This is a genomic window from Meiothermus taiwanensis WR-220, assembly GCF_003568585.1.
Lineage (GTDB): Bacteria > Deinococcota > Deinococci > Deinococcales > Thermaceae > Meiothermus > Meiothermus taiwanensis.
In genome coordinates, this window is record NZ_CP021130.1 from 1 (window position 1) to 12,711 (window position 12,711).

At 61.8% G+C, this 12,711-nt stretch carries 12 protein-coding genes; 8 read left to right on the plus strand and 4 right to left on the minus strand.

Annotation, left to right across the window (positions count from 1 at the left end; all coding sequences use genetic code 11):
* Positions 1 to 36 precede the first annotated feature (36 nt).
* The 8 genes from dnaA to MTAI_RS00040 all read left to right on the plus strand — a co-directional run bounded on the left by dnaA (position 37) and on the right by MTAI_RS00040 (position 9,187).
* On the plus strand, positions 37 to 1,356 hold the full coding sequence (gene dnaA, locus MTAI_RS00005) for a chromosomal replication initiator protein DnaA (protein WP_027888184.1): 1,320 nt from the start codon (positions 37 to 39) through the stop codon (positions 1,354 to 1,356).
* Positions 1,357 to 1,847: 491 nt separating this feature from the next.
* Positions 1,848 to 2,933 (plus strand): DNA polymerase III subunit beta, encoded by a 1,086-nt coding sequence (gene dnaN, locus MTAI_RS00010; protein ID WP_027888185.1) that lies wholly within the window; start codon positions 1,848 to 1,850, stop codon positions 2,931 to 2,933.
* A 117-nt stretch (positions 2,934 to 3,050) separates the two neighbouring features.
* Positions 3,051 to 4,325 carry a phosphopyruvate hydratase gene (gene eno, locus MTAI_RS00015; RefSeq protein ID WP_027888186.1) on the plus strand — a complete coding sequence of 425 codons (1,275 nt, stop codon included), beginning with the start codon at positions 3,051 to 3,053 and terminating at the stop codon, positions 4,323 to 4,325.
* Positions 4,326 to 4,352: 27 nt separating this feature from the next.
* The gene (gene pyk, locus MTAI_RS00020; RefSeq protein ID WP_027888187.1) at positions 4,353 to 5,777 is read left to right on the plus strand and encodes a pyruvate kinase; all 1,425 of its coding nucleotides are present in this window, start codon (positions 4,353 to 4,355) and stop codon (positions 5,775 to 5,777) included.
* 15 nt (positions 5,778 to 5,792) lie between these two features.
* Positions 5,793 to 6,944, plus strand: a complete 1,152-nt coding sequence (locus MTAI_RS00025) for an alpha/beta hydrolase family protein (RefSeq protein ID WP_223299540.1) — start codon at positions 5,793 to 5,795, stop codon at positions 6,942 to 6,944.
* Positions 6,945 to 7,204: 260 nt separating this feature from the next.
* Complete coding sequence (locus MTAI_RS00030; RefSeq protein ID WP_027888189.1) at positions 7,205 to 7,945, plus strand: AzlC family ABC transporter permease; 741 nt, start codon at positions 7,205 to 7,207, stop codon at positions 7,943 to 7,945.
* A 52-nt stretch (positions 7,946 to 7,997) separates the two neighbouring features.
* Positions 7,998 to 8,321 (plus strand): AzlD domain-containing protein, encoded by a 324-nt coding sequence (locus MTAI_RS00035; protein ID WP_027888190.1) that lies wholly within the window; start codon positions 7,998 to 8,000, stop codon positions 8,319 to 8,321.
* Positions 8,318 to 9,187, plus strand: coding sequence for a DMT family transporter (locus tag MTAI_RS00040; RefSeq protein ID WP_027888191.1), 870 nt, complete (start codon positions 8,318 to 8,320; stop codon positions 9,185 to 9,187). Before MTAI_RS00035 ends, MTAI_RS00040 begins: the two co-directional genes overlap by 4 nt.
* Before the next feature lie 5 nt (positions 9,188 to 9,192).
* On the opposite strand, the gene MTAI_RS00045 is transcribed toward MTAI_RS00040, so the two are convergent.
* The 4 genes from MTAI_RS00045 to MTAI_RS00060 form a co-directional block, all read right to left on the minus strand.
* Entirely contained in the window at positions 9,193 to 10,263 is a 1,071-nt protein-coding gene (locus MTAI_RS00045; RefSeq protein WP_027888192.1) for an LLM class flavin-dependent oxidoreductase, read from the minus strand.
* 58 nt (positions 10,264 to 10,321) lie between these two features.
* Positions 10,322 to 11,332, minus strand: coding sequence for a polyprenyl synthetase family protein (locus MTAI_RS00050; RefSeq protein ID WP_027888193.1), 1,011 nt, complete (start codon positions 11,330 to 11,332; stop codon positions 10,322 to 10,324).
* 724 nt (positions 11,333 to 12,056) lie between these two features.
* A complete protein-coding gene (locus MTAI_RS00055; RefSeq protein ID WP_027888194.1) occupies positions 12,057 to 12,467 on the minus strand; it encodes a putative toxin-antitoxin system toxin component, PIN family in 411 nt (136 codons plus the stop codon).
* Complete coding sequence (locus tag MTAI_RS00060) at positions 12,464 to 12,691, minus strand: hypothetical protein (protein ID WP_027888195.1); 228 nt, start codon at positions 12,689 to 12,691, stop codon at positions 12,464 to 12,466. Before MTAI_RS00060 ends, MTAI_RS00055 begins: the two co-directional genes overlap by 4 nt.
* Positions 12,692 to 12,711 lie beyond the last annotated feature (20 nt).

Consider the following 12,711-nt stretch of genomic DNA (forward strand, 5'->3'; position numbering starts at 1 on the left):
GTAAAATGTACAAACTTGTATAGGGGAGGAGTGGCCTTGACCCAAAACACTGTCTGGCAGAATGTACTCGAGTACGTGCGCCAAAGCATCACGGAGGTGGAGTACCACACCTGGTTCGAGAAGATTCAACCGTTGGGGGTGGTCAACGGCTCGCTCGAGCTGGGTGTTCCTACCAGCTTCTTCAAGGGCTGGATTGAGGATCACTACGCCGAGCTGCTGACCGAGGCCCTGGCCCGTCTGGGAGCCCAGGCACCTCGCTTCGAACTCAAAGTAATTCCAGGAAAACCCGTCCAGGAAGATATTTTTTCCGCATCCACTCCCAGCAAGCCCCAAGAGGCACGCGCCCGGCTCAACCCCAAGTACATCTTCGAGAACTTTGTGGTGGGGCAAAACAACAACCTCGCCCATGCTGCGGCTGTCGCAGTCGCAGAGTCCCCCGGCAACGCATACAACCCCTTATTCATCTATGGCGGCGTAGGATTGGGCAAAACCCACCTAATGCATGCTGTTGGGCACTCGGTAGCCCAGCGTTTCCCCGACAAAAAGATTGAATACGTTTCCACCGAAACTTTTACCAACGAACTTATCAATGCCATCCGCGAAGATCGTATGACCGAGTTCCGCGACCGCTACCGCTCGGTGGATCTGCTGTTGGTAGACGATATACAGTTTATTGCCGGCAAGGAACGAACCCAGGAAGAGTTCTTCCATACCTTTAACGCCCTCTACGAGGCCCGCAAGCAGATTATTCTTTCGTCAGACCGACCGCCCAAAGATATCCTGACCCTCGAGGCCCGTCTGCGCAGCCGCTTTGAGTGGGGCTTGATTACCGATATACAGCCTCCCGACCTCGAGACCCGGGTAGCCATCCTCAAGATGAACTCCGAGTACCGCAACATGCGCGTTCCCGAGGAGGTGCTAGAGTACATCGCCAAACAAATTACCTCCAACATCCGCGAGCTCGAGGGTGCCCTCATGCGGGTAATTGCCTATGCTTCCCTCAATGGTGTACAACTCAGCAAAGCGGTGGCCGTCAAGGCCTTATCCGACGTGTTTGCGGCCTCCGAGAGCGGGCTGGCCCCAGAAGAAATCCTCAAAGCCGTAGCCGAACACTACAATCTTAGGCCGGAGGAAATACGCGGCGCGGGCCGGCGTAAGGAGGTCGTGATCCCTCGTCAAATTGCCATGTATTTGATCCGCGAAATGACCCACGCTTCCCTGCCAGAAATCGGACAGTTCTTCGATGGACGAGACCACACCACGGTGCTATACGCCATCCAAAAGATCCAGGAGAGCCTGGATACCGAACCCAGCCTTCAACAGGCCCTCAAAAGCATCCGGGAACGCCTGCGCTGAGGTTATCGCGCTCAGCGAGTCAAATTATTTGAACAACATAATCGGCAAGCTCGAGGCTGTGGATAAATTAATTTAGCCTGTGGATAACCCTGTGGATAACCTGTGGATAACCCTGTGGATATACCTGTGGATAAATGCGTCCGCACCGAGCCTGTGGATAAGTGCCCCATTTTTCCACAGCTTATCCACAGCTTATTCACAATTCTCCACACCTTTTATCCACAGGCTTAATTCGATACCAATGGGCCTTAATTCAGCCTTATCCACATATCCACAGCCCCTACTACTACTAGTACTAATCTTAAAAATTTTTAAAAACAAGAAGGAGTAGTTTAAAAACGGCCCCACTAACCCGCTGTTTGGTTCAAACCCCTTAAATGGGATGATGGCATTCTGCAAACTGGCTTCAATCGTTTGGTGGGTTGACTGTTAGAATATCTGGGCTGACCGGGGCGGTTGCCCCGACCAGATAGCCCAGCATGGAGGCCAGCGTGGAAGTTCGCATCCCCAAACGTACCCTTGCCGAAGGACTATCCATTCTAGAGCGGATTATTCCCAGCCGCAGCTCCAACCCCATCCTGACCTATTTACCCGTCGAACTTTCCGAACAAGGCCTAATTCTGCGGGGTACCAACGGCGAGGTGGACATCGAGGTTAAGCTACCTGCTGAGGTACGGGGCAGGGGTCAGGTGCTGATAATGGCTCAGACCTTCACACAGATTGTGCGCAGCGCCCCAGGGGAACTGGTGGAATTAATCTTTGGGAACGGGGAGCGCTTAGAACTGCACTCGGGGGCCTTTAATACCCAGCTTTCCACCACCAGTCCAGACGGTTACCCCGAGCTATCGTTTGGCCCGCCAGGTGTTGAAAAAATCGCCGCCGCCCGTCTAGCCCAGGCCATCACCCGTGTGCGCTACGCTGCCAGCACCGAGGAGTACCGGGCCATCTTCCGTGGGGTGCAGCTCGAGATGTCTCCTACCAGCCTGCGTGCGGTGGCCTCCGATGGCTACCGCCTGGCCTGCTACGACCTACCCATGCAGCTTCAACCCCGCAAGCTGGTTATCCCGGCCCGGAGCGCCGATGAGATCGTGCGGGTTTTCAAGGATGCCCAAGGTGAGGTGGCCCTGGCGGTGGCCGAGGGCACCCTGACGCTGGTGGGCGAGGCGGTTCGAATGTCGGTGAAGTTGATGGAGGGTGAGTTCCCTGACTATGGGCGGGTTATTCCGCAAAGTTTTGTGTTGGAGGCCACCTTGCAGGCCGAGGCCTTGCGTGAGAGCCTGAAGCGGGTAGCGGTGCTCTCGGATCGCAACAACCACCGCGTCAATCTTCTGTTTAATAACAACAGGCTTGATATTGATGCCGAGAGCGATTATGGCCGGGGTAGGGAAGAGCTTAGCATAGAGGCTTCGGGTGAACCCCAGCTGATGGTAGCTTACAACGCCCAGTTCCTGATAGATGCCCTGGCCCCCATCGAGGGGGCGGTGCGGATCAAACTATCCGGCACGACCAGCCCCAGCTTGCTACAGGCGGTGGAGGACAGCGGCTACCTGGCGGTGGTGGTTCCCCTGCGGGTTTAAGGCAGTGCAGAGTATCGCTGGTGGTGTAACCAATGTGGCGGCATTCCAGGCCTCGAGGTGTAGACTCTTAAGCGGTTGCGGGAAATAGAAGCGTTTCCAGCGAGGAGGCACAAACCAATGACCACAATTGTTGAAATCAAAGGACGCGAAGTACTGGATTCACGCGGCAATCCCACCGTCGAGGCCGAGGTGGTGCTGGAGTCAGGGGCCCGCGGGCGGGCCATGGTGCCTTCGGGTGCCTCCACCGGGGCCCACGAAGCGGTGGAGCTACGGGATGGCGGGCCCCGCTTTGGGGGTAAGGGGGTGCTGCGGGCGGTGGCGGCTATCAACGAGCGCATCGCCGACGAGGTGATTGGGCTGGATGCGCTCAATCAGGAGGCCGTGGATAAAACCATGCTCGAGCTCGACGGCACCCCCAACAAAGGCAACCTGGGGGCCAATGCCATCCTGGCAGTTTCGCTGGCCACGGCCCATGCGGCGGCCAGCGGGCTGGGCCTGCCGCTTTACCGCTACTTGGGGGGGGTGCAGGGGGTGACCCTGCCGGTGCCCTTGATGAACGTAATCAACGGGGGCAAGCACGCCGACAACAACGTAGACTTCCAGGAGTTCATGCTGGTGCCGGCTGGCCTGCCCACCTTCTCGGAGGCCCTGCGGGCTGGAGTTGAGACCTTCCACGCCCTCAAGTCGGTTTTGAAGGCCAAGGGCTACAACACCAACGTGGGGGACGAGGGAGGGTTTGCCCCCGACCTCAAGTCCAATGAGGAGGCGGTGGAGGTGCTGCTTACGGCCATCGAGAAGGCCGGCTACAAGCCCGGCCAGGAGATCGCCCTCGCCCTCGACCCAGCCAGCTCGGAGTTTTACCAGGAGGGCCGCTACGTGCTCGAGGCCGACGGTAAGTCGCTCTCCGGCCCGGAGATGGTGGCCTACTGGGAAAACTGGGTCAACCAATACCCCATCGTCTCCATCGAGGACGGGCTGGCCGAGGACGACTGGGAGACCTGGAAGCTCCTGACCGAGCGGCTGGGCCGGCGCATCCAGCTTGTGGGCGACGACCTGTTTGTGACCAACCCGGCCATTCTGAAGCGCGGTATCGAGATGGGGGTGGGGAACTCCATCCTGGTCAAGGTTAACCAGATCGGCACCCTCTCCGAGACCCTGGAGGCCATCCGGCTGGCCCACCGCTCGGGCTACACCACCATCCTCTCGCACCGCTCGGGGGAGACCGAGGATAACACCATCGCCGATATCGCTGTGGCGGTCAATGCCGGCCAGATCAAGACCGGCTCGGCCAGCCGCTCGGATCGCCTGTCCAAGTACAACCAGCTTTTACGCATCGAGGAGGAGCTGGGCGCAGGGGCGCGCTTCCTGGGGTTTGAGGCCTTCAAAAAATGAGGCTGCAGGCCAGCCCGAGATGAGACTATGGGACTCTTGAAACGAACCAAAATTGTGGCCACCCTAGGGCCTGCCTCGCGTTCGCCTGAGGTGATCCGGGCCCTGATCGCGGCCGGCGTCGATGTTTTTCGCCTCAACTTTTCGCATGGCGTGCCCGAGGATCACCGGGCCTCGGTGCAGATGATCCGGGAGGCCTCGAGCGCCCTCGGCCGTACCGTGGCCATCCTGCAAGACCTGCAGGGCCCCAAAATTCGCTGTGGTCGCTTTCGCGAGGGGGCGGTGGAGCTGCAGGCCGGGCAGAAGTTCATCATCACCTCTGAGCCTGTCGAGGGGGATGAAACCCGGGTCTCGACCACCTACCGGGGCCTGCCCAACGATGTGACCCCAGGACAGATTTTGCTCCTGGACGACGGGAACATCCGGCTGCGTGTCGATGAGGTGCGGATCAACGACATCCACACCACCGTGCTGGTGGGGGGGCGGCTGTCCAACAACAAGGGCATCAACATCCCCGGCGCCGACCTCTCAATTCCGGCCCTAACCGATAAAGACATCGACGATATCGCCTTGGGGGCCGAGCTCGAGGTGGACTGGGTGGCTATTAGCTTCGTACGCAGCCGCGACGATCTGCTGCTGGCCCGTCACTACCTGACCCGCCACAACTCCCGCGCCCGGCTGATGGCCAAGATCGAGAAGCCCAGCGCGGTGGCCCGCTTCGACGAGATCCTGGAGGAGGCCGACGGCATTATGGTGGCCCGCGGCGACCTGGGGGTGGAGATGCCGCTGGAGGAGGTGCCGGCGGTGCAGAAGCGCATCATCCTCAAGTCGGTGCAGGCCGGCAAGGCCGTAATTACCGCCACCCAGATGCTGGAGTCGATGATTAAAAACCCCAGCCCCACCCGCGCCGAAGCCTCGGACGTGGCCAACGCCATCTTCGATGGTACCGATGCGGTGATGCTTTCAGCCGAGACCGCTGCCGGTCAGTACCCCGTCGAGGCAGTCTCGTTCATGACCCGGGTGGCCAAAACCATCGAGGCCACCCAGGAGTACAAAGACCGTCTCAACGCCCTGCGCCCGCCGGCCACCCGCACCGTGCAGGACGCCATCGCTCGGGCTGTGGACGATGTGGTGGAGTCCACCGGGGCCAAGGCCGTGGTGGTGTTTACCTCCAGCGGCGGGGCGGCCCGCCGGGTGGCCCGCACCCGGCCCCCGGTGCCGATTCTGGCCCTGACCCCCAACCCCCACGTGCGCAACCAGCTGGCCCTGGTTTCGGATGTGCTGCCCCTGCTGGCCCCCGACCCCAAAGACACCGATGACATGGTGCAGATTGCCGTGGCTAAAGCCAAAGAGACCGGCCTGGCCGAGGTGGGCGAGTATGTGGTGATTGCCGCTGGGGTGCCCTTTGGGGTGCGGGGTACCACCAACATGATCCGGGTGGAGCGGGTTAGCTGAAGCCGGAAGGAATGCATGCGGGTAATACTGAAGAGCCTGGTGGTGCTGCTGTGGTGCAGCAGCCTAGCGATGACCCAAGGAGCAAGCGTGGAACGCCCGGATGCCCCGCCCCTGGCGGCTCGAGGCAGCGCGGTGGTGGGGGTCAGAACCCTGCAACTCACCGACCCAAGCCGTCAAAACCGAAGCATTACCGTTGAGGTTTGGTACCCTGCCAGCGGAGTTCAACAAAATACGGTCTACCAAAGCGCGATCGGCCAGACCCCGGTTCGGATTGCCGGGCGCGCCAACCGGGATGCCGCGCCCGCCAGTGGCAGGTTCCCACTGATTGTGGCCTCGCACGGTCAGCCCGGCACCCGCTTTCAGTTTGCTTACCTGAATGAGCACCTGGCCAGCCGGGGCTTTGTGGTGGCCGCGCTCGACCACCCCGGTTCGACCTACCAGACCCTGACCCAGCCAAACTACATCAGCAGCATCGTGGACAGGCCGCTGGATATACTGTTTGCCATTGGCGCGGTAGCCCAGCAGATTCCGAGCGCTGATGCTAGCAACGTGGGGCTGCTGGGCTACAGCTACGGTGGTTACAGCGTGATCAATGCGGCCGGGGCGGGGTTGGATGGTGCGGCCCTGGGCGAATACTGCCGGGCCAGCAACAACGAGGGGCCCTGTTTTGCTCTGCCCTTCTTTGCCCAGCTCGAGGCCCAGCGCGGTGCCAGGATTGCTCAGCCTGATCCCCGCATCAAGGCGGTGTTTGCCATGGCCCCCTACGGCCAGCCCTGGGTAGGGGCCCGCTCGCTGGCAAACCTCAAGGTTCCTTTGTTCGTAGCGGCGGGCGAGGCCGACGATGTGGCCACTTACCGGCGCGATGCGCTGGAGTACTTCCGGCAGGCGGGTTCGCAGGATAAGTACCTCCTGACCCTGGTTGCTGCCCAGCACAATCCTTTTGTCGAATGTCCCCCCGAGGTGCGGGGTAGGGAAGAGGACTACTGGCGCTGCTTTGAGCCGGTGTGGGACATGGAGCGCGCCCACGACCTGGTCAAGCATTTTGCCACCGCTTTTTTCAGGCGCTTTTTGCTGAACGATGGCGAGGCAGGGCGCTTTTTGAACCCCAGTTTGCCTGGATTCAAACCGCGCACCACCGTAGGGGTCAGGCTGGAAACCGCGAGATGAAAGGGTTGCCGATGCCCTGCTGCCCGTTGAGGTAGCAGATTGGCGGGTTTTGCGCCAAGCCGTAAACCGTGATACAACAGCTTTTAGAGGTCGGAGGGCCTCGAGTCGGGAGCCCCAGCCATGCCACACCACCTGCCAACCCAACGCCCCCTAAAGGTCAGCCGCTGCATTAAGCCAATGCTCCGCGAGACGTCCCAGGAAGTCCAGCGGGTCGTTACCATGTTGTGTGGCTCCAACCCAAAGCAGAAGGAGGCGGGGTGGTGAGCCCTCCCCTGAACAGCCCGAAAGATGCCTTCTGGCGGGGTTTTTTGGAGGTAATGCCGATGACCATCGGGGTGATCCCCTTCGGCCTGGTCACCGGCCTCGCCGGGCTCAAGGCGGGGCTGAACGTCCTTGAGATCACCCTTATGTCGGCCCTGGTGTTCGCAGGGGCCTCACAGTTGGTCGCACTGCAGCTAATGCATTCGGGGGCGGCGATTCCCCTGGTGCTGCTGGCCGGGCTGGTGGTGAATCTGCGCTATGTGATGTATTCCTCGGCCATTGCCCGGCACCTGGCACCCTTCCGGGGCTGGCTCAAACCCCTGGCGGCCTTCCTGATGGTGGATCAGAACTTCGCCCTCACCATGGAGCGCCACCAACGATTGGGCCCTAGGTTCACGCCGTGGTACTTTCTGGGCGGAGGGGTGCCGCAGTATATCGCCTGGGTGGGCAGCACCTACATTGGTGCGCTGCTGGGGGCGCGGGTTCCCGAAGGCTGGGGCCTCGAGTTCGCCATTCCACTGAGTTTTATGGTGCTCCTGATCCCTGCCCTGCGCGACCGCCCCAGCCTGGCCGCCGCCCTGGTGGGCGGCCTGGTGGCCACCGCCCTGGTCAGCCTGCCCTACCGCTTGGGGCTGTTTATTGGCGCCCTCGCGGGTATTGCGGCGGGGGTGTGGCTGGAAAACCGCAAGAGGGGCCCGGCGTGGGAAGATGCCCTGAAGGAGATGAAAAAAGGGCCATAACAGAGCAAAACCCCCCACCACTTCAGAGCACGACCGCTTTTTCCTGTAGAACATGACCCCGCTCGATATCTGGCTTAACATCCTGGGGCTTGCCCTGATCGCCTTCGCGGTGCGCTACTACCCCATGACCCTCCTCGAGCGTTTCAGGTTGCCCTCGCTGGTGCAGCAAGGCCTGCGCTACGTACCTGCCGCAACCCTGGCCGGGCTGGTCTTCCCGGCCTTGCTTACAAAAAACGGCCAGTGGGCTGGGCTGGCGCACCCCGAGCTGTGGGCCGGGCTGGTTGCCGCGTTGGTGGCCTGGCGTTTCAAGAACGCGCTGCTTACCATTGGGGTGGGGCTGCTGGCCCTATGGCTGCTGCGCTCGGTGGGTTTATGAGGCTTGCTTTTTGGGCCCCGATTATCTTTGTGCTGCTGTGGAGCACCGGCTTCGTGGGGGCCAAGTTTGGGCTGCCCTACGCCGAGCCCTTCACCTTTTTGTGGGTGCGGATGCTGATTGTGGCGGGGCTGCTGACGGCGCTGGCCGGGCTGCTGCGCTCGGCCTGGCCCAGGGGCTGGGCCCTGAACCTGCACATCGGGGTCTCGGGGCTGCTGCTGCACGCGGGCTATCTGGGCGGGGTGTTTTTTGCCATCTCGCGGGGGATGCCCGCCGGGCTGGCGGCCCTGATTGTGGGCTTGCAGCCCATCCTGACCGCTCTTTTGGCCCAGCCGCTGCTGCGCGAACGGGTGGGTATGGTGCAGTGGGCCGGCCTGCTGCTGGGCTTTGTGGGGGTGGGGCTGGTGGTGGGGGAGAAGGCCCTGGGCGCTCGAGTTCTGCCCATCGAGCCCTCGGCCTTTGCGGCCATCGTTCTGGCCCTGTTCTCCACCACGCTGGGCACGCTGTACCAGAAGCGCTTTGCCGTACAGATGCCCCTTATCGGCGGGACGGTGGTGCAGTACCTGGCGGCGGCGGTGGGGTTGTTTGTTTTAGCCCTGCTCTTTGGCGAGACCATGCAGATCCAGTGGACGCCGCAGTTCATCCTGGCCATGGCCTGGCTGGTTCTGGTGCTCTCGGTGGGGGCCATTCTGCTCCTGATGTACCTGATCCGGCACAACTCGGCCAGCCGCGTGGCCAGCCTGTTTTACCTGGTGCCCCCGGCCACCGCGCTGGAAGCCTATTTTCTGTTTGGCGAGCGGCTCGGGGGGCTGGCCCTGCTGGGGATGGGCCTGGCCGCCCTGGGGGTGGCCCTGGTGGTGCGGCGCTGAAGCGTTCAGGTCGTGGCAACGCTTGCCTTGCTTCTGGAGGCGATCTCCTTCCGCACCACCGGCGCTACCTCGGTGCCTAGAAGCTCGATAGCCCGCAGAACCTTGCGGTGCGGGAGGGTGCCCACGGTGAGCTGGAGCAAGAAGCGCTGGTGACCGAAAATTTCGTGCTGGAACAGGATTTTCTCGATGATCTGCTCGGGGTGGCCCACAAAGTTGGCCCCGCGCAGGCCGGTGGAGCCTTCGTACTGGGCGCGGCTCTGGGGGGGCCAGCCGCGCTCGCGTCCGATGCGGTTCATGATGTAGCTGCTGCTGGCGTAGGCCAGCTCGAGGGCCTCCCGGGGGTCATCGGCGATAAAGCCGTGCGAGTTGATGGAAAGGGGCTGGGGGGCGTGGCCCAGCCGCTGGGCGGTCTGGCGGTAAAGCTCGAAGAGGGGGGCAAAGCGCTCGGGCATCCCGCCGATGATGGCCAGAGCCATGGGCAGGCCCAGGCTGGCCGCGCGCACCACCGACTGCGGCGTGCCGCCCACCGCCACCCAGACCGGTAGGGGGTTCTGCACCGGACGGGGATAGACCGCCTGGTCGTGCAGGGCGGGGCGGAACCGGCCGCTCCAGGTGACGCGCTCCTGCTCGCGGATTTTCAGCAGAAGCTCGAGCTTCTCTTCAAACAGCTCGTCGTAATCGTCGAGGTTGTAGCCAAACAGCGGGAACGACTCGATAAAAGAGCCCCGACCCGCCATAATCTCGGCCCGGCCCCCCGAGAGCAGATCCAGGGTGGCAAACTGCTGGAAGACCCGCACCGGGTCGTCGGAGCTGAGCACGGTGACGGCGCTCGAGAGCCGGATGCGCTGGGTGCGCCCGGCAATGGCCGCCAGGATGACCGCCGGGGCCGAGGCCAGGTACTCCTCGCGGTGGTGCTCGCCCACCGCAAACACGTCCAGCCCCACCTGGTCGGCCAGCTGGGCCTGCTCGAGCAAGTCCTGCATGCGCTGGGCAGGGTCTAGAAGCCGACCGGTGTAGGGGTCGGGGGTGTTTTCTACAAAGGTGTAGAGGCCAATTTCAAAGGGCTTGGGCTCCATGCCGGTAGTATACTTTTTATAGCACTAGCAAACCTGGACTGGATTACCATGGGTGCTCTCAGGCCTCCCGCCGCACCAGGCTTTGCAGGATTTCCAGCACCAGCGCCCCATAAGCGCCCCGTGGGGCCCCGCGCAGCACCGGCTCGAGGGCTTCCAGCCCCTCGGCCAGCAGCCGCTCGGCCACCTGCTGGGCATGGGCCACCGCCCCCGACTGCAACAGCCGCTGGTGCAGCCACTGCACCTCCGGGGCCGGCTTTTGCTCCCTAGGAATGCGCAAAAGGGCCTCGGCCCGGCGGCGCTCCTCGGGGCTGGCCTGCTGCAAAAAGCGCAGCAAAATAAGGGTGCGCTTGCCCTCCCAAAGGTCGCCGGCGATCTCTTTGCCGTACTTGGCGGGGTCGCCCATCAGGTTGAGCACGTCGTCCACAATCTGGAACCCGATCCCCAGCTTCATCCCCGCCTCGGTGAAGGCGGCGGGCGGCTCTGCCCCGGCAGCCAGCGCCCCCAGCCGCAGCGGGGCTACCGCGGTGTAGTAGGCGGCCTTCTGGCCCACCATCTCCAGGTAGTCCGCCTCGCCCAGGTCGAAGCGCTGCCCCTCCATCCAGCTCATCTCCAGGTGCTGGCCCTGGGCGGTTTGCTCCACCATGTGCACAAACTCGAGCAACACCCCCCGGGAAGCCCCCGCCTCCACCAGCAGGGCCCACTGCCGCGCATGCAGGGCATCGCCGGCGTTGAGGGCCAGCGGCACCCCGTACAGCTTGTGCAAAGCCGGCTTGCCGCGCCGTTCGTCGGAGGCGTCCTCGATGTCGTCGTGAATCAGGGCCCAGTTCTGGAAAAGCTCGAGCGCCGCCGCAACGGGCAAAACCTCTTCCAGCGAAGCCCCATAGGCCAGCCCGGTGTACACCAGCAGCGTACCCCGCAGCATCTTGCCGCCGCGCTCGGGGTAGTCGCGCAGCATCCGGGCAAACTGGGCCAGCTCGAGGCGGGTGGCCGCTTCGGGCTTGGGCAGCGCCTCCAGCAGGTACTGCTGGATGGCCGCCCGCACCTGGGCCGGAGAAAGATCGGCAACCATGCCCAAATACTACCCCCACACGCCCCCGCCCGACACCGCCTGCCAAAAATGCCTGCGCGATCGCACCCACCCCACACCAAACTCAACCCGAAACCAGTCCAGAACATCACGGAAGCACTTTCACCAAATAACCCATTCTGTTTTGCGCAAAATGCTATAATGCTCCCGTCGAGCAGTTCGATAGCGCACTTTGAAAGCCAGCTTTTGCGATGAAAAAGGCAAACCCACGCCACAAAAAATCTAAAAGCGTGGAAAAGTAAGCCCTCATCGCAAAAAACGCACTTTTTACCCCAGTTATCCACAGGGGAGCTGTGGATAACTCCACTTTCTCATAAATACCCCCTCCAGCACCCCTGTACAGCACGGCGTTTAACGGGGTATGCTGTCGCAAACAAAAAGCCCCGTAAGGGGATTGCAACTTGGGTTTACGCATAACAAACACCCCTCACGCTTGGGTCGCAAACAAAAAGCCCCGTAAGGGGATTGCAACACTGACCTTGCCTCTACATCCGTGCTTGGCGGATATCGGCCAGTCGCAAACAAAAAGCCCCGTAAGGGGATTGCAACCCGACCGCCGCCGCGATGTGTTCTGCCGCCCGCGTGACATGTCGCAAACAAAAAGCCCCGTAAGGGGATTGCAACAAAGCCAAACTTCGTGGCTTGGCGCGGCGAGGAAGAATGCTTCCGTGTGCCAGCGTGAGGGTGGGAACTGGTGGGTTTTCTGCTATTCCAATAGCTTCATCAGTTGCTCGGGGCGGATTATCCGGGTTTTTCCCACTTTTTTTAGGGATAAGACGTGCTCTTCGTCCAGACTAACCAGGTAGTTGGCTTTGCCTTCGGTGGCAATAAGCAGTATCAGGTCGTCGTCGGTGTCTTGTGACAAGGGTTTGGCTTTACCGTGCGGCACCAGCTCGGCTCTGGCCTTGAGGGTGTTGATCATTGCCCCGGCTTGGGCAGGCCGGATAATATCTTTGAACTTGGCGTAACGGCTTACGCGACGCAGCTCAGCAAGCTGTGCCCTGGAGGTGAGGAGGGTAAACTGGCCGCTCCGCCAGGCCCAGTACACCCGGGCTACGCGGGACGCAGGGGCAATGAGAGTAGAAATGTAGATGTTGGTGTCGAGGACTACCCTCACTGTTTTTTACGGGCTTTTCGCACAGCTTCCACCGCCATTTGTACGGCTTGCTGGTCGCTAATTTTGCTGGCCTTGGCTCCGGCTTTGCGCACCTCGGCGTCCCAGTTGGAAAGCTTCACGGCCTCGTCAAGGATTTTTTCAAGCTCTTTGACCCACCTGCGCCCTTTGATGCGCTTGAAGGCCTCGAGTTTTTTGTTGATCTCCTCGGGCAATGCGGCGGCCATGCCTCGAGGATAGCACACCC